Genomic DNA, 16,007 nt, shown 5'->3' with positions numbered 1-16,007 from the left:
GGCAACAGCGCTTTGAGGTACTGGCGGGTTTTTGTTGACCAACAGGTCAGGAACTCGCACGAAGCGAATTATGCTTTTGTATACAAATAAAGCAAATAATGTTTTCGGTTGTGTATGCGAAACAAGATGAAAGGCTAATTCGCGGCACTCAGCGCCTGATTCACCGCCAGCCATCCCGCGACCGCGTCTTCGCCGGCTTCGCTGAAGGCGCGCTGCAACAATTTCACCTGTTCACGGCGCAAGGACTGCTCGAAGCGCTGGCCTTCCTCGCTCAATTCCAACAGGCGTTTACGCTTGTCAGCCTCGGAGGCCACGCTGTTTACCAAGTGCATTTCCTGCAGCTGTCGCAACGGCATGTTCAACGCCTGCTTGCTCACGCCGAGCAACTCCAGCAGTTGCTTCACGCTCAAGGCGGGGTAGCGCGCGATAAAAAACACGATGCGCTGGTGCACACGGCTCAAGCCTCGGCGCTCGAGCATGTCGTCGGCCTTGGCGGTAAAAGCCTGGTAGCCGAAAAAGAACGCTTCCATGGCTTGTTGCTGGCTGTTCTGGGTTTTAAGGTCAAGCATATTGACGTATCTACTCAAGTCGTCGTAATTTCGGTCAAGCAGTTTGACGTATTTTTCATGCGCTTTGCCACCGGTGACCTTATGGCCTTCTCTGAACGTGTTACGCGCCTCAAAAGCTCCTTGATCCGTGAAATCCTTGCCGCAGCCCAGTGCCCGGAAGTGATGTCGTTCGCCGGTGGCCTACCGGCCGAAGCCATGCTGCCCGCACTGAACTGGGACAGCATGCCGGTCACCATCGGCCAATATGGCATGAGCGAAGGCGAACCGCAGTTGCGCGAACTGCTCGCCGCCCAGGCCCGCGCGTTGGGCGTACCGTGCCAGGCGAGCCAGGTGCTGGTGGTCAGCGGTTCCCAGCAAACCCTGGACCTGGCCGCCAAACTGTATATCGACAAAGGCACCAAGGTTCTGCTGGAAGGCCCGACTTACCTGGCGGCGTTGCAGATCTTCCAACTGTTCGGCGCCGATTGCCTGACCGTGCAACTGGAGGCCGACGGTCCCCACCTTTGCACCTTGCGCACCCTCCTTGAACGCCATCGCCCGGCGTTCATCTATCTGATTCCGACGTTCCAGAACCCTTCGGCCGTACGCTACAGCGAGGCCAAGCGCGCTGCCGTCGCCGCGTTGCTCGATGAGTTCGGCGTCACCCTGATCGAAGACGAACCCTACCGCGAACTGACCTTTGACGGCGCCAGTGCGCAGCCCATCGCCGGGCGCCTGAAAAAAGCCAGCTGGATCTACACCGGCACCGTCTCCAAGACCCTGCTGCCGGGCCTGCGCGTCGGCTACCTGATCGCCAGCCCGGATCTGTTCCCGCATCTGCTCAAGCTCAAGCAATCGGCCGACCTGCACACCAACCGCGTCGGCCAGTGGCAGGCCATGCAGTGGATCGGCACCCAGAAGTACCAGCAGCACCTGGCGGAACTGCGCCGCTTTTACCGCGAGCGCCGCGATGCATTCCAGGCCGCGCTGGAGCGTCATTTTGGCGATCTGGCTGACTGGCAGACGCCTCAGGGCGGATTATTCTTCTGGCTGACCTTGAAACAACCGCTCGACACCCGCACCTTGTTGGCGCAAGCATTGGATCAGGACGTCGCGTTCATGCCTGGTGAACCGTTCTTTTCCGAGCCCGATCAACACTTCGGCTCGTTGCGCCTCAATTTCAGCCATATCGACCCGGCCCGTCTGGACGAAGGTCTCAAGCGCCTGGCCGCGGTGGTCCGTCAAGCACAGCACGCGCAAGCGGCATAAGGGGAGCCCCATGTACAAGGTTTATGGCGATTACAAGTCGGGCAACTGCTACAAGGTCAAGTTGATGCTCAATCTGTTGGGCATCGAGTACCAATGGATTGATGTCGATATTCTCAAGGGCGACACCCAGACCGCTGAATTCCTGGCCAAGAACCCCAATGGCAAGATCCCGGTGCTGGAACTGGAAGATGGCACCTGCCTGTGGGAATCCAACGCGATCCTCAACTTCCTGGCGGACGGCAGCGAGTTTCTGCCGGCGGAGCCGCGCCTGCGTACCCAAGTGCTGCAATGGCAGTTTTTCGAGCAATACAGCCATGAGCCGTATATCGCGGTGGCGCGGTTTATCCAGTTCTACCTGAACATGCCGGAAGACCGACTGGAGGAATACAAAACCACCCATAAGGGCGGCTACAAGGCCTTGAGGGTGATGGAGCGTCAGTTGCAAGCCACGCCCTACCTGGTGGGCGAGCGATATTCGATTGCCGATATCGCGCTGTATGCCTACACCCACGTGGCCCACGAAGGGGGTTTTGACCTGACGCCATACCCGGCGGTGCAGGCGTGGCTCAAGCGTGTGGCCAGCCATCCAAAACATGTGGCGATGCTGGACTGAACACAGGCCCACAGGTGGGAGCGGGCTTGCTCGCGAAGGGAGGGCAGTCACTGATGATTGGACTGATCCACCGTTTTCGCGAACAAGCCCGCTCCCACCTTTAGCTGTCCGTTGTGGCAGACAGTTGATCCTTCAGCAAGTCAAAACAGCGCTGCGCCGCCGGGCTCAAGCCCATGCCGCTGCGCCTGATCAAGCCGATCTCCCGGTTCACCCCGGGATGATCAATGGTGATGCGCTTTAATCCCTCCAGGCTGTCCGCCGCCGACTCCGGCAACACACTGATGCCCAGCCCTTGGCGCACCAGTGCCAGCACTGTGGACATATAGTTGGCCTCCATGCCGGCGTTCATGCTCAGGCGCGTCTCGTCGAACAACGCATCCACCTGCTCACGCACACTGCTGTCGCGTCCAGTAAGAATGATCGGTTGATCCGCCAATTGCTCCAGGGTCAACTGAGGATGGCAGGCGAGGGGATGATCCAGCGGTACAAACGCACACAGCCGATCATTCAACACCGGCTCGAACGCCAGGCCATGGCTTAACCGTGCGCGCACACCGATACCGAAATCCACCTCGCCGGCGCGAACTTCGGCATGAATACGGTGAGCCACCAGGTCATGCAGGCGCACCTCGATGCCGGCGAAGTGCTCGCGAAACTGGCGCAAGGCCGGGGGCAGGGCACCGGCGCACACCGAGGGCAGGGCGGCGATAGTCACTACACCACGGCGCAACGCGGCGAGGTCGCGCGAGCCGGTGACGATGTTGTCCAGGTCCAGCAGCAGTTTTTCCATGGGCCCGCGCGCTTCCTGGCCGGCGGCGGTGATGCTCACGTGGCGCGGGCTGCGGTCGAGCAGGGCGACGCCGAGCCAGTCCTCCAACTGCTGAACTTGTACAGTCAGTGCTGACGCAGACAGATGCAGTTCATTGGCGGCCTTGGTGAAGCTGCCGGTGCGCGCCACGGCCAGGAATGCCTGAATATGCTGGATGCTGTTTTTCATGGGAGCAGCTTCATTTTGTTTTTCCGAACGTGAGCGGCTGAATATTCCAATTTACAAAGACTAACCCGCTTCCAATACTCCGGGGAAAACAATAACCGGCCATCAAGGCCGCTCTGGAGTAACCCATGCTCGCTACCCTGGGTGTCATTACCATCCTGTGCCTGCTCGCCGCCGTCATGAGCAAACGCCTCTCGCCACTGGTGGCGCTGATCGCCTTGCCGATTATTGCCGCCTTGCTCGGCGGGTTCGGCCTGCAAACCAGCGCCTTCATCATTACCGGTATCAAGAACGTCGCCCCCGTGGTGGGCATGTTTGTGTTCGCGATCCTGTTTTTCGGGATCATGACCGACGCCGGCATGCTCGATCCCATCATCGACCGTATCCTGCGCACAGTCGGGACGCGCCCTACGCGCATTGTCGTCGGCACCGCGACGCTGGCGCTGCTGGTGCACCTGGACGGCTCGGGGGCGGTGACGTTTCTGGTGACCGTGCCGGCGATGCTCCCGTTGTATACACGGCTGGGCATCGATAAACGCATCCTCGCCTGCGTGTGCGCGATGGCTGCCGGGGTCAACTTCCTGCCCTGGACCGGCCCCGTGCTGCGCTCATCGGCCGCCTTGCACGTGCCGGTGGCCGACCTGTTCCAGCCGCTGATCCCGGTGCAGATCGTCGGGCTGATGTTTGTATTCGCCTGTGCCTGGTGGCTGGGCCGCCGCGAAGAAAAACGCCTGGGCCTGGGTGCCGGTTCCACGGTCGATGCGGTGCCGCAACGCGTGCTCAGCGACGCTGACAGCCTGTTGCGTCGCCCACGCCTGTTCTGGGTCAACCTGATGCTCACCGTGCTGGTGATGGTGGTGATGATTGCCGGCTGGGTCGACCCGGTGGTGATGTTCATGCTCGGCACCGTGGTGGCACTGTGCATCAACTACCCGAATGTGGACGCCCAGCGCGCACGCATCGATGCGCATGCCAAGACCGCCCTGACCATGGCCAGCATTCTGCTTGCCGCCGGGGTGTTCACCGGCATCATGCAAGGCACCGGCATGCTCAAGGCCATGGCCGAAGTGGCGGTGGCGCAGATTCCAGCCGGCCACGGCAAGTTGATCCCGGCGGTGGTGGGCTTCATTTCCATGCCGCTGAGCCTGCTGTTCGACCCCGATTCCTACTATTTCGGCGTGATGCCGGTGATCGCCGAAGTCGGCAAGGCCCTGGGCGTCGACCCGTTGCAAGTGGCCCAGGCCTCATTGCTGGGCGTGCACACCACCGGCTTTCCAGTCAGCCCGCTGACCCCCGCGACGTTTTTGTTGGTGGGCCTGTGCAAGGTCGAACTGGCCGACCACCAGCGCTTCACCATTCCTTTTCTGTTTGCCGCGTCGGTGTTGATGACCCTGACCGCGTTGCTCCTGGGAGTGATTTGAGATGAAAACCTTGCGCATCGGTTCCGGCGCCGGCTATTCCGGCGACCGTATCGAACCTGCCGTGGAGTTGGCCAGCCGGGGCGACCTGGATTATCTGGTCTTCGAATGCCTGGCCGAGCGCACCATCGCGCTCGCGCAGCAGGTGCGTATCAGCGATCCACAGGGCGGTTATGACCCGTTGCTGAGTGAACGCATGCGCCGCGTGCTGCCGTTTGTGGGCCGGCGTGATGGCCAGCGTCGACTGCGGGTGATCACCAACATGGGCGCCGCCAACCCGGTGTCAGCGGCCATCGAAGTGCGGCGAATTGCCGATGAATTGGGCCTGCACCTCAACGTCGTGGCGGCGGTGGGCGATGACGTGCTGCAGGTTTTGCAGCCCGAGCTAATGCTGGACAACGGCCAGACCCTCGGCTCGTTGGGCGAGCGGCTGATTTCGGCGAATGCCTACTTGGGCGTCGACGCCATACTGGAGGCGCTGCACGCCGATGCCGATGTGGTGATCACCGGACGCGTGGCCGACCCCTCGCTGTTTCTGGCGCCGCAGATGTTCGAGTTCGGCTGGGCCGCGCACGATTGGCAACGCCTGGGCCGCGGTACGCTGGTGGGGCATTTGCTCGAATGCGCGGGTCAGGTCAGCGGCGGTTATTTTGCCGACCCAGGTTTCAAGGACGTGGATGACTTGGCGCGCCTGGGCTTCCCGTTGGCCGAGATCAACGCCGACGGCGAAGCGGTGATCACCAAAGTGGCGGGTTCTGGCGGGCGGGTCAGCCGCGCTACCTGTACTGAGCAACTGATCTATGAAGTGCATGACCCGGCGGCCTACCTGACGCCGGACGTCACTGCCGACTTTTCTCACGTGAGTTTTGTCGAGGAAGGCCTCGACCGCGTGCGCGCCCTGGGCGCCGATGGCTGTGCGCGGCCTGAGCAATTGAAGGTCAGCGTCGGCTATTTGGACGGTTGGATCGGCGAGGGGCAGATGTCCTACGGCGGTCCGGGAGCTGTCGCACGGGCGCAGTTGGCGCGGGATATCGTGCTCAAGCGGCTGGAGTTGATGGGCGTCAACATGCAGGAGGTGCGCGCCGAGTTGATCGGCATGGATTCACTGCACGGCCCACGCAGCAACGTCGAACCCTGGGAAGTGCGCCTGCGCGTGGCCGCGCGCTGTGAAGCACGCAGCGACGCGGTGCGGGTCGGCAATGAAGTGGAAACCCTTTACACCAACGGCCCGTCGGGCGGCGGCGGCGCGAGCAAAAGCGTGCGGCAAGTGGTAGCGGTGGCGTCGTTATTGCTGGCGCGAAGCGCGGTCAACCCGAGGATCGAAGCATGAAACTGCACACCCTGGCCCATTCCCGCACCGGCGATAAGGGCGACACCTCGAACATCTCGATCATTGCCTATCGCGCTGAGGATTATCCGCTGCTGTGCGAGCAGCTCACGGCGGAGCGCGTCGCCGAGTTTTTTGCCGGTTTGCGCGAACCCGGCGCGGCGCCGGTGCGGCGTTATGAACTGCCGAATGTGCAGGCGCTGAACTTTGTGTTGCCGGGGATCTTGCGCGGCGGCGTTACCCGCTCGCTGGCGCTGGATGCCCACGGCAAGTGCCTGGGCTCGGCCTTGTTGGCTATCGAATTGGCGATGCCGAACTAATGTGGGCGCTGGCTTGCCTGCGATAGCGTCACCTCGGTATCACTGATAAATCGAGGTGTCTGCATCGCAGGCAAGCCAGCTCCCACATTGACCGCGGTGTTTATCAGACCGCGGCGAACCGCTTGTCGAGGTAGTCAATGATCACTTTGGAGTCATACATCCAAGTGGTCTGGCCATTTTCTTCAATGCGCAGGCACGGCACTTTGATCTTGCCGCCTTGCTCCAGCAGGGTCTGGCGATCTTGCGCATTGTTCTTCGCATCCTTCAACGCCACCGGCACATTCAGACGGTGCAACGTACGACGGGTCTTCACGCAGAACGGGCAGGCGTGGAACTGATACAGGGTCAGGTCCTTGGCCGCAGCGTTCACCTGCGCCTGTTGTTCGGCGGGGCGCTGCTTTTTGCGTGGGCGGGTAATGAAGTCGCCCGCGATGATGACGTGGCCGAGGCCCACTCGAAGTGCTTTGACGAACATGGCTGAAAACCTCTTGCCCATGAAGAAGGGGCCGCAGCTTACCTGAAATTTGCAGGCGAAAAAAAACCGGCGATGAACGCCGGCTTTTTCCTACGCAGCCTGTTACTTGATCAGGCTGAGAAACTCGCTGCGCGTGGCCGCGTTTTCGCGGAACTCACCCAGCATCACCGAGGTGATCATCGAGGAATTCTGTTTCTCTACACCGCGCATCATCATGCACATGTGCTTGGCTTCGATCACTACGGCCACGCCCAGCGCGCCGGTGACTTGCATCACGGCATCGGCGATCTGACGGCTGAGGTTCTCCTGGATTTGCAGGCGGCGCGCATACATGTCGACAATCCGCGCTACTTTCGACAGGCCCAGCACTTTGCCGCTCGGGATATACGCAACATGCGCTTTACCGATAAACGGCAGCAGGTGGTGTTCGCACAGCGAGTACAGCTCGATGTCCTTGACCAGCACCATTTCGCTGTTGTCGGAGCTGAACAAGGCACCGTTGGTGACTTCTTCGAGTGTCTGTTCATAGCCGCGGCAAAGGTACTGCATCGCCTTGGCGGCACGCTTTGGCGTGTCGAGCAGGCCCTCGCGGGAAACGTCCTCGCCGAGTTGGCCGAGGATCGCGGTGTAATTCTGTTCCAGGGACATGAAACTACCTGTGGGATTTTCGCAAAGCGCAAGGTTACGGTGGCGGACACATCGCTGCAAGCCTGACGATGGCACTTGTTACTCGTCGCGCCCCTCCATCATGGTGCGCTTGAGCATCACATACACCGCGCCCGCGCCGCCGTGGCGGGCCTGGCAGGAGGTAAAACCGAGCACTTGGGAATGCTGGCGCAGCCAGGTGTTCACGTGGCTCTTGATCATCGGCCGCTTGCCATCCAACCGCACGGCCTTGCCATGGGTGACGCGCACGCAGCGGATTTCGAATTTGGTCGCTTCGGCCAGGAAGGCCCAGAGGGTTTCACGGGCTTTTTCGACGTTCATGCCGTGCAGGTCAAGGCTGCCCTCGAACGGGATCTGGCCGACCTTGAGCTTGCGCATCTGGCTTTCCTGCACGCCGTCGCGGGCCCACATCAACTCGTCTTCGGGGCCTACATCGATTACGAACTGGTCCGACAGGCCATCCACGGTGGTGGCATCGGTGCGCACGGTCGCAGCCTGGCGCAGCTTGGCGATCTGCGCCCGGTCGGTCTTGGGTTTGCCAGTGTCGGCACGGTCATGCTTGATCGGCTTGACGCCGCGCAGCTCGTTTTTGAACAGGGAAAAATCGTCGTCTTGCATGTCAGCCTCCGCGAAGGGCGGGCAGTTTACCTAAATCGCGGCGGCCGGGGCGCAGGAAACGCTATCCAAGCGCCATCAGTCGTGCTTTTTCATCAGGTGTGAGGCGATGTTCAGCGACAGCGGCTGACGCATCCGCCGACGGCTGCGACGCCATAACCAGACGCCCAGCCAGAGTACCAACAGGCCGATCACCAACAAAATTGCCGAGCCGCCCGGGCTGGCATTCAGTTCGCCGAGTGCTGGCGAATGACCAAAAAAACCGGCGCCGCCGGCACCTGCCAGCAGCAAACCTACAATGGCCAGCAGCGCGGCAAAGCCCGCCACCAGGCGCAGACGCCAGTTGCTCGGGCCCTTGGGGCGCAAGCGACGAGCGTCAAAACCATCGGATATCTTCATTCCGACCTTTCCTCCAGGGTATCGGCCCTTCGACCGGAAGATACACAGGTTGTTCCTGTACCAGAGGCAATTGCAGAAAATGAAAAGGTTTTGCGGATGAGCGGGGCAATAAACACGCCGCGCCGCTCATCAGAAGGTCGATCAGATCAGATCTTTGGTCAACGCAAGGGTCGCGAAGTTATCGGCCATGATGGCCATTTCGGTCTGTTGCACATGTTCAGCGCTCAGGATGCCGCCTTTGTAAGGCAGGTCGCGCGTGGCGCAGGCGTCTTCCACCAGGGTGCAGCGAAAGCCCAGATTCTTGGCGGCGCGCACGGTCGTGCTGACGCTGGAGTGGCTCATGAAACCGCAGACGATGAGGTCCAGGGAACCGAGGTCCTGCAGGTGTTTTTCCAGCCCTGTGCCGTGAAACGCGCTCGGCAGCAGTTTGCCGATGATGGTTTCGTCACCGAGCGGTTCCAGGCCGGGAATGAATTCGCCGCGCTCGCCCTGCGGGTCGAACAGGCCACCGACGGTGCCAAGGTGGCGTACATGCACGATCGGACGCCCGGCATTGCGCGCGGCGGCAACCAACTGCTTGATGTTTTGGACCGCCGCGTCCATGCCCGAGAGGGCGAGTGGACCGCTGAGGTATTCCTTTTGGGCGTCGATGATCACGAGGGTCGCATGGTTCAGGTTGGCTGCTGCGTAACCGCGACCGCTGAGTTGAAACATCGTCTTTGGAACGGACATTCTGGGGCTCCTGTGAGGGGGGCTTTTGCGACATTGTCCACTGGCTGAGCGGTTCTGTGAATCGCTACCATCGTAAGGTACGCCGTTGTTGACGTGCAGCCATGTCAAGTGGGCGGCTTGTTTAAGCCTGCGATGGCAAATTGGATGAAATCCGACGGATGGCGAAGGGGTTTCGTACATCGTCGGTACAGGCGAAGGCTGTTAGAATCGCCAGTCGTTTTTTCCAGGAGCTTGCCCCCGTGATCACATCCCGCCTGCGCACACTGCGCGACCATATCCGTTGGGCTGTCAGCCGTTTCCATGGGGAAGACCTGTTTTTCGGCCATGGTACCGACAATGCCTGGGACGAAGCCCGGCAATTGGTGCTCGGCGCCTTGCACCTGCCTTGGGAAATTGCCGACAGCTACCTGGACTGCAACCTGGAAGAAGAGGAAATTTCCCACGTGCAGCGCTTGCTGCACCGCCGTATCCATGAGCGTGTACCCACCGCTTACCTGTTGAAGGAAGCCTGGTTCTGCGGCATGTCGTTCATCGTCGACGAACGTGTGCTGATCCCGCGTTCACCGATTGGCGAACTGATCGAAAACCGCTTCGAACCCTGGCTGGCTCAGCCACCGGCGCGCATCCTCGACCTGTGCACCGGCTCCGGTTGCATTGGCATCGCGTGCGCCTACGAGTTCCAGGACGCCGAAGTGGTGCTGGGCGACCTGTCCTTCGAGGCGCTGGAGGTGGCCAACCAGAACATCGAGCGCCATGGCGTCGACGAGCGCGTCTACACCGTGCAGGGTGACGGCTTCGACGGCTTGCCGGGTCAGCGGTTTGATCTGATCGTGTCCAACCCGCCGTACGTGGATGCCGAAGACTTCGCCGACATGCCCGACGAATACCAGCACGAGCCGGAGTTGGGCCTGGCCTGCGGCGATGATGGCTTGAATCTGGTGCGACGGATGTTGGCTGAGGCTGCGGACCACCTCACCGAGAAAGGCTTGTTGATTGTAGAGGTTGGCAACAGCCAGGTGCACGTTGAGGCGTTGTACCCGGAAGTCGACTTTGCCTGGCTGGAGTTCCAGCGCGGTGGGCACGGTGTGTTCATGTTGACGGCCGAGCAGTGCCGCGCGCATCAAGCGGTATTTGCTGCTCGGGTGTAAACCGACCCAACTCTAAAACTGACCCTGAATGTGGGAGCGGGCTTGCCCGCGATTGCGGTATGACAGTCAAGTTATCAGTGACTGATACACCGCTTTCGCGAGCAAGCCCGCTTCCACATTTTGATTGCGTTCCAACGGGCTAGCGGTGCGTGGCAATCCAGATCAACAACCCTGCCTGAAACACCGTAAACGCCACCAAACAGGTGATGGTAAAGCGCAGCCCGCTGTCCTCACGCTTGAACTTGGTGACCTTTTCCTCTTCCTTGCGCAGTTTCACTTCCTGCTCGGCCAGGTTCTGCTCGGCCTGTTGCAGCATCTGCGCGGCTTCGAGGATTTCCACGAACTGCACCTTCTCGGTGTTCCAGCTGTCCAGCACTGCGCTGACTTTGCCCGGCTGCACGTTGCCTTTGAGGTGTTGCACATCGGCATAGGCCACATCAAAACCCTGAATGCGCAGGAAGTGATCGCGACGCAAGCGCGTGGCTTCGTTCAGCGCATCTTTATTGGCCAGGTCCACGCCGTCGACGCGGTAGTGTGACCACTTCTTTTTCGCCCACGCCGCGCCTTGAGCGACGAGGAAGCGACCGATTCCCCGGTTGGCCGGTTCGATTTCCAGGCTGTTGCCCGGGCCGAAGTGCACGCGGTGCTTATCGTGATCGACCCAGATATCCAAGTGGTTCTGCTCGCGGCGCACCCGCTGGCCCGGCAACTGGATGACCATGCGCAACAGGCTGTGGTGTTTGTCATTGCGTTCGGCATAGCCGAACTGCACGAACCTCAACGGCCGCGCACCGGTGGCACGGTCGGTGGCCAGAGGCGCGAGGCGCAGCATCTTGAAATGTTCGGCCTGCACGTCCGCCCACGGCAGGGCCGCTGCTTCGACGGCCTCGGTTTTTTCAGCCGGGGTGTCGGCAATAGGTTCTGGTGTAGCTTCTGTGGTTGTCATGCGGCGCGATCCTGTCCAAGCCCTGCGGGTCGACAGTCTTTTTACTGTCGACCCTGGGCTTATCGGCCGTTTTTCTCAGGACTGGAGGTAAATAGTCGCTTAACGGGGTTGAAGTCCGTCGATAAAGCGCACGATGCGCTCACCCAGCTCGGCGGCAAGCGGTAGTTTCGGGTCGTTGTAGGAGGCCAGTTGCTCTTTCACGTCCTTGGGCACGATGCGCATGACGTGGTTCATGCCTTCGATCACGGTCAAGTGCGCGTCGGGCTTGGCGTTTTTCAGTTGCCGTGCATCTGCGACGCCGACCTGAATATCGTTGGTGCCCTGGATGATCAGGGCCGGCATGTTCAGCTTGGCGAACGCGGCTGACGGGTCGGCGCGAAACAGGCTGATCAGATAAGGCTGCACGCTGGGTCGGAAAATACCTTCCAGCGGGCCCGGCACATCGGCATCCACTTGGCCGGCCTTGAGGTGGTCGAGGATCTCGTTGCTGCGCAGCAACAGGGCAGGGGGCAGGTGGTCGGCCAACTGCTGGCGGATCACCTGATCCACCGGTCGCGCACTGCCAGACAAAGAAATGACGCCGGCCGGATTCAGTTGCGGTGCGGCGAGCGCGGCAACCAGCGCGCCTTCGCTGTGGCCCAGGACGATCAGCGGGCCCATGCGGCTGTCGGCCTTTAGCAGCTTGCCCCAGGCCACGGCATCGGATACGTAGGCGTCCAGGGTCAGGTTGCGTTCATCCGGCGTGGCAGCCAGGCTGGCGGCCACGCCGCGCTTGTCGTAGCGCACGCTGGCAATGTTGTGTCGGGCAAGCACCCAGGCCAGCCGCTTGAGGCTGTCGTTGCGTGCACCGTCGGCGCTGTTGCCGTTACGGTCGGTAGGCCCGGAGCCGGCAATGATCAACACCACCGGCACCGGCTTGTCGGATTGGGGCAGTAAAAGCGAGCCAAACAGCTCGCCGTTGCCGGTGTCCAGGCTGATCGGCCGTTGCAGCACGACAGGGGAGGCGGCGAAGCCCAGGCTGGAAAACAGGGTGAGGGTTAAAAGCAGAACTCGCAGCATCATCGCGCCATCATCAGGAAGGTGCCGGTTGGACCAACGTCTACCGGTAAGGTTTCGAGGATGAACTAGTCGGTTAGCCTGCGTATACTGGCCGCCTTAAGTTATTACGGTTGACTTGATTCAACTGATTTCACGGAGCGCCCTGCATGTCCGGCAATACCTTCGGCAAGCTGTTCACTGTCACCACCGCGGGCGAAAGCCATGGCCCGGCGTTGGTCGCCATTGTCGACGGCTGCCCGCCAGGCCTCGAGCTGTCTGTGGAAGACCTGCAGCGCGACCTCGACCGCCGCAAGCCCGGCACCAGCCGCCACACCACCCAGCGCCAGGAGCCCGACGAAGTCGAAATCCTCTCCGGCGTGTTCGAAGGCCGCACCACCGGTTGCGCCATCGGCCTGCTGATTCGCAATACCGACCAGAAGTCCAAGGACTACTCGGCGATCAAGGACCTGTTCCGCCCGGCCCACGCCGACTACACCTACCATCACAAATACGGCGAACGCGACTACCGTGGCGGTGGCCGCAGCTCGGCGCGCGAAACCGCGATGCGTGTGGCCGCCGGTGCCATCGCCAAGAAATACCTGGCCACCCAGGGCATCGTGATCCGCGGCTACATGAGCCAGCTGGGTCCGATCGAGATCCCGTTCAAGACCTGGGACAGCGTCGACGACAACGCTTTCTTCAGCCCCGACCCGGACAAAGTGCCGGAACTGGAAGCCTACATGGACCAGTTGCGCCGCGACCAGGACTCCGTCGGCGCGAAGATTACCGTGGTTGCCGAAGGCGTCAAACCTGGCTTGGGCGAGCCGATCTTCGACCGCCTCGATGCCGAGCTGGCCCATGCGCTGATGAGCATCAACGCGGTGAAGGGCGTGGAAATCGGCGCCGGTTTCGCCTGTGTGTCCCAGCGCGGCACCGAGCACCGCGATGAACTGACCCCGCAGGGTTTCCTCAGCAACAACGCGGGCGGCATCCTGGGCGGTATTTCCTCGGGCCAACCGATCGTTGCGCACCTGGCCCTCAAGGCCACGTCGAGCATCACCACACCAGGCCGCTCGATTGATGTGCACGGCAACCCGGTGGATGTGATCACCAAGGGCCGTCATGACCCGTGTGTCGGCATCCGTGCCACGCCGATTGCCGAAGCCATGATGGCCATCGTGTTGATGGACCACCTGCTGCGCAACCGCGGGCAAAATGCCGAGGTGCGCGTGAATACGCCGGTGCTGGGCCAGCTGTGACAGCCGGTGGCGGGCGGGCGAGCTCAGGCAGGGCCGCGAAGCGGCCCCGTCCATGGTGAGCCCGACCCTCCCGTACTGGCGCCTGTCCAGCTTCTACCTGTTCTACTTTGCCCTGCTCGGGGCGACGGCGCCGTTCCTGGCGCTGTACTTCGATCATCTTGGGTTCTCCAGCGCACGCATTGGTGAGTTGGTGGCTATCCCCATGCTGATGCGCTGCGTGGCGCCCAACCTGTGGGGCTGGCTCGGCGATTACACCGGGCGGCGCCTGGCCATCGTCCGGTTTGGCGCGGTGTGCACGCTGGCCAGCTTTTCACTGATTTTCTTCAGCAAGACCTACGCTTGGCTCGCGCTGGTGATGGCCCTGCATGCGTTCTTCTGGCACGCCGTGTTGCCGCAATTTGAAGTGATCACCCTGGCCCACCTGCAAAAGCAAACCTCGCGCTACAGCCAGATCCGCCTGTGGGGCTCGATTGGTTTCATCCTCACCGTGGTGATCATGGGCCGCCTGTTCGACTGGCTGAGCCTGGACATTTACCCGGTGGTGGTCGTGGTGATCATGGCCGGCATCATCGGTGCCAGCCTGTGGGTACCGAATGCGCAACCCGCGACCCACGACAATCGCCTGGCCGGTGACGGTTTTCTCAAGCAATTGCGCAGCCCTGGGGTACTGGCGTTTTATGCCTGCGTGGCGCTGATGCAAATGAGCCACGGCCCGTATTACACCTTCCTCACCCTGCACCTCGAACATCTGGGCTATAGCCGTGGCGTGATCGGCATGCTCTGGGCCCTGGGCGTGGTCGCAGAAGTGCTGATGTTTCTGGCCATGAGCCGCATCCTCACGCGCTTTTCGGTGCGACGGGTGCTGCTGGCAAGTTTCCTGTTGGCTGCCGTGCGCTGGTTGCTGCTGGGCTCATTCGCCGAATTTTTCTGGGTGCTGCTGCTGGCGCAGGTGATGCACGCGGCCACCTTTGGCAGTTTTCATGCGGCGGCGATTGCCTTTGTGCAACGCAGCTTCGGCGCCCGCCAGCAAGGCCAGGGCCAGGCGCTGTATGCCGCACTGGCCGGCACTGGCGGCGCATTGGGCGCGCTGTATGCCGGTTATAGCTGGAATCTGTTGGGGCCGACCCTGACCTTCAGCATCGCCAGTGTCGCGGCCCTGGCCGCCGCCCTCATCATTGGCTTTCGATTGCAAGAGCCGAATAAAGGAACCGTGCAATGAGTTATGTCGCTGTTTATCCGCTCGCCACACCCGATACCCCGAACAAGGTGTTGACCCATTTCGACGATATCGTCTCGACCCTGGTTGAGCACGGCGTGAGTTTTGACCGCTGGCAGCCCAGCCCGATTGAAAAAGGCGCCAGTGACGCAGAGATGATCGCCGCGTACCAGTCGCAGATCGATGCCCTCGGCTACGGCTCTGCTCAGGTATTGAACGTAACGGGCGACCATCCGCAGCGCGCCGAGTTGCGCGCTGAAGGCCTCAAGGCGCGTCGCTACAGCGCCGACAACGCGCATTTCTTCATCGCGGGCCAAGGCTTGTTCTGCCTGCTCGTGGGCGAATATGTCTACGCCGTGCGTTGTGAGAAAAATGACGTGCTGGTGGTTCCGGCCGGAATACCGCATTGGCTCGACGTGGGCGAGAATCCGCACTGTGTGGCGCTACGTTTATTCCATACAGCCGAAGGCTGTGTGCCTCAGTTCACTGACCAGGACAGTGCCGCTGGTTTTCCAGGCTTGGACGATTAAGCGCGAATAGTTAAAGGTTCAATCCCGGCAGGTTGGAAGTTGTTGTGGGAAGGAACTCAATTAAATGTAAGACGTAGCTGTTTATGCGGCGCCTTATGCTTTCAATCCATTCGTTATGTAACTCTCTGCCGACTCAATGTTTATATCACCTGTCAATCGCAGGAATCCGAAAGGTGGTATGGCATCCACTGATACAGGAGAGAGATTGATGAGTGGCCCAGAGCAGCCGTGTCGCGCGCTTGCCGTGCCGAGCGCCGTTGGAAAACGCCTGAGCCTGTGCGGCAAACCCCTGACGCCGACAGAGCTGGAAATCCTGCGCTGGGCCTCGGAAGGCAAGACCGTCTGGGAAATCAGCCAGATTCGCGCCACCTCCCAAGCCACGGTTAAATTCCATCTGCGCAACATCTACCTCAAGCTGCAAGTCACCAACCGCGTACAGGCGATGAATGCAGCAGCCCGACAGGGGCTTTGTTGAAGGCACAAAAAAAGGCCGC

At 61.1% G+C, this 16,007-nt stretch carries 19 protein-coding genes; 10 read left to right on the top strand and 9 right to left on the bottom strand.

Annotation, left to right across the window (positions count from 1 at the left end):
* Positions 1 to 134 precede the first annotated feature (134 nt).
* Complete coding sequence (locus C4J83_RS21275; protein WP_124418135.1) at positions 135 to 569, bottom strand: MarR family winged helix-turn-helix transcriptional regulator; 435 nt, start codon at positions 567 to 569, stop codon at positions 135 to 137.
* A gap of 81 nt (positions 570 to 650) precedes the next feature.
* On the opposite strand from C4J83_RS21275, the gene C4J83_RS21270 reads away from it, so the two are divergent.
* Together C4J83_RS21270 and C4J83_RS21265 are read left to right on the top strand one after the other, a co-directional pair.
* Positions 651 to 1,817, top strand: a complete 1,167-nt coding sequence (locus C4J83_RS21270) for an aminotransferase-like domain-containing protein (RefSeq protein WP_124418134.1) — start codon at positions 651 to 653, stop codon at positions 1,815 to 1,817.
* A 10-nt stretch (positions 1,818 to 1,827) separates the two neighbouring features.
* Positions 1,828 to 2,430, top strand: a complete 603-nt coding sequence (locus C4J83_RS21265) for a glutathione S-transferase family protein (protein ID WP_106576524.1) — start codon at positions 1,828 to 1,830, stop codon at positions 2,428 to 2,430.
* Between the two features lie 100 nt (positions 2,431 to 2,530).
* On the opposite strand, the gene C4J83_RS21260 is transcribed toward C4J83_RS21265, so the two are convergent.
* Entirely contained in the window at positions 2,531 to 3,427 is an 897-nt protein-coding gene (locus C4J83_RS21260) for a LysR family transcriptional regulator (protein ID WP_124418133.1), read from the bottom strand.
* 125 nt (positions 3,428 to 3,552) lie between these two features.
* On the opposite strand from C4J83_RS21260, the gene C4J83_RS21255 reads away from it, so the two are divergent.
* The 3 genes from C4J83_RS21255 to C4J83_RS21245 are packed head-to-tail and all read left to right on the top strand — an operon-like array spanning position 3,553 to position 6,489.
* Complete coding sequence (locus C4J83_RS21255) at positions 3,553 to 4,845, top strand: CitMHS family transporter (RefSeq protein WP_106576526.1); 1,293 nt, start codon at positions 3,553 to 3,555, stop codon at positions 4,843 to 4,845.
* Position 4,846: 1 nt separating this feature from the next.
* Complete coding sequence (locus tag C4J83_RS21250; RefSeq protein ID WP_124418132.1) at positions 4,847 to 6,172, top strand: acyclic terpene utilization AtuA family protein; 1,326 nt, start codon at positions 4,847 to 4,849, stop codon at positions 6,170 to 6,172.
* On the top strand, positions 6,169 to 6,489 hold the full coding sequence (locus tag C4J83_RS21245; protein ID WP_106576528.1) for an AtuA-related protein: 321 nt from the start codon (positions 6,169 to 6,171) through the stop codon (positions 6,487 to 6,489). The genes C4J83_RS21250 and C4J83_RS21245 overlap by 4 nt, the downstream gene beginning before the upstream one ends.
* Before the next feature lie 103 nt (positions 6,490 to 6,592).
* Here C4J83_RS21245 and C4J83_RS21240 read toward each other — a convergent pair whose 3' ends face one another.
* The 5 genes from C4J83_RS21240 to C4J83_RS21220 all read right to left on the bottom strand — a co-directional run bounded on the left by C4J83_RS21240 (position 6,593) and on the right by C4J83_RS21220 (position 9,376).
* A complete protein-coding gene (locus C4J83_RS21240; RefSeq protein ID WP_094951448.1) occupies positions 6,593 to 6,964 on the bottom strand; it encodes a glutathione S-transferase N-terminal domain-containing protein in 372 nt (123 codons plus the stop codon).
* 102 nt (positions 6,965 to 7,066) lie between these two features.
* Positions 7,067 to 7,612, bottom strand: coding sequence for a GTP cyclohydrolase I FolE (gene folE, locus C4J83_RS21235; protein WP_003442011.1), 546 nt, complete (start codon positions 7,610 to 7,612; stop codon positions 7,067 to 7,069).
* A gap of 78 nt (positions 7,613 to 7,690) precedes the next feature.
* The gene (locus tag C4J83_RS21230; protein ID WP_124418131.1) at positions 7,691 to 8,248 is read right to left on the bottom strand and encodes a Smr/MutS family protein; all 558 of its coding nucleotides are present in this window, start codon (positions 8,246 to 8,248) and stop codon (positions 7,691 to 7,693) included.
* 75 nt (positions 8,249 to 8,323) lie between these two features.
* Positions 8,324 to 8,644, bottom strand: a complete 321-nt coding sequence (locus C4J83_RS21225) for a hypothetical protein (protein ID WP_106576531.1) — start codon at positions 8,642 to 8,644, stop codon at positions 8,324 to 8,326.
* Between the two features lie 141 nt (positions 8,645 to 8,785).
* Positions 8,786 to 9,376 carry a cysteine hydrolase family protein gene (locus tag C4J83_RS21220; protein ID WP_124418130.1) on the bottom strand — a complete coding sequence of 197 codons (591 nt, stop codon included), beginning with the start codon at positions 9,374 to 9,376 and terminating at the stop codon, positions 8,786 to 8,788.
* A gap of 239 nt (positions 9,377 to 9,615) precedes the next feature.
* Here C4J83_RS21220 and prmB point away from each other — a divergent pair, with 239 nt between their 5' ends.
* The gene (prmB, locus tag C4J83_RS21215) at positions 9,616 to 10,524 is read left to right on the top strand and encodes a 50S ribosomal protein L3 N(5)-glutamine methyltransferase (RefSeq protein WP_106576533.1); all 909 of its coding nucleotides are present in this window, start codon (positions 9,616 to 9,618) and stop codon (positions 10,522 to 10,524) included.
* Between the two features lie 139 nt (positions 10,525 to 10,663).
* Here prmB and C4J83_RS21210 read toward each other — a convergent pair whose 3' ends face one another.
* Both C4J83_RS21210 and C4J83_RS21205 read right to left on the bottom strand, forming a co-directional pair.
* Complete coding sequence (locus C4J83_RS21210) at positions 10,664 to 11,470, bottom strand: hypothetical protein (protein ID WP_124418129.1); 807 nt, start codon at positions 11,468 to 11,470, stop codon at positions 10,664 to 10,666.
* Positions 11,471 to 11,569: 99 nt separating this feature from the next.
* Entirely contained in the window at positions 11,570 to 12,532 is a 963-nt protein-coding gene (locus C4J83_RS21205) for an alpha/beta hydrolase (RefSeq protein WP_106576535.1), read from the bottom strand.
* A gap of 143 nt (positions 12,533 to 12,675) precedes the next feature.
* On the opposite strand from C4J83_RS21205, the gene aroC reads away from it, so the two are divergent.
* The 4 genes from aroC to C4J83_RS21185 all read left to right on the top strand — a co-directional run bounded on the left by aroC (position 12,676) and on the right by C4J83_RS21185 (position 15,988).
* Complete coding sequence (gene aroC, locus C4J83_RS21200; protein WP_106576536.1) at positions 12,676 to 13,767, top strand: chorismate synthase; 1,092 nt, start codon at positions 12,676 to 12,678, stop codon at positions 13,765 to 13,767.
* A 52-nt stretch (positions 13,768 to 13,819) separates the two neighbouring features.
* Positions 13,820 to 14,986: an MFS transporter gene (locus C4J83_RS21195; RefSeq protein ID WP_106576537.1), complete on the top strand. Its 1,167-nt coding sequence runs from the start codon at positions 13,820 to 13,822 to the stop codon at positions 14,984 to 14,986.
* On the top strand, positions 14,983 to 15,513 hold the full coding sequence (locus C4J83_RS21190) for an acireductone dioxygenase (RefSeq protein WP_124418128.1): 531 nt from the start codon (positions 14,983 to 14,985) through the stop codon (positions 15,511 to 15,513). The genes C4J83_RS21195 and C4J83_RS21190 overlap by 4 nt, the downstream gene beginning before the upstream one ends.
* 208 nt (positions 15,514 to 15,721) lie before the next feature.
* Positions 15,722 to 15,988 carry a response regulator transcription factor gene (locus C4J83_RS21185; protein ID WP_106576539.1) on the top strand — a complete coding sequence of 89 codons (267 nt, stop codon included), beginning with the start codon at positions 15,722 to 15,724 and terminating at the stop codon, positions 15,986 to 15,988.
* The last annotated feature ends 19 nt before the right edge of the window (positions 15,989 to 16,007 follow it).

It is taken from the genome of Pseudomonas sp. LBUM920 (assembly GCF_003852315.1).
Classification (GTDB): domain Bacteria; phylum Pseudomonadota; class Gammaproteobacteria; order Pseudomonadales; family Pseudomonadaceae; genus Aquipseudomonas.
This window is presented reverse-complemented; position numbering and strand designations above follow the sequence as displayed.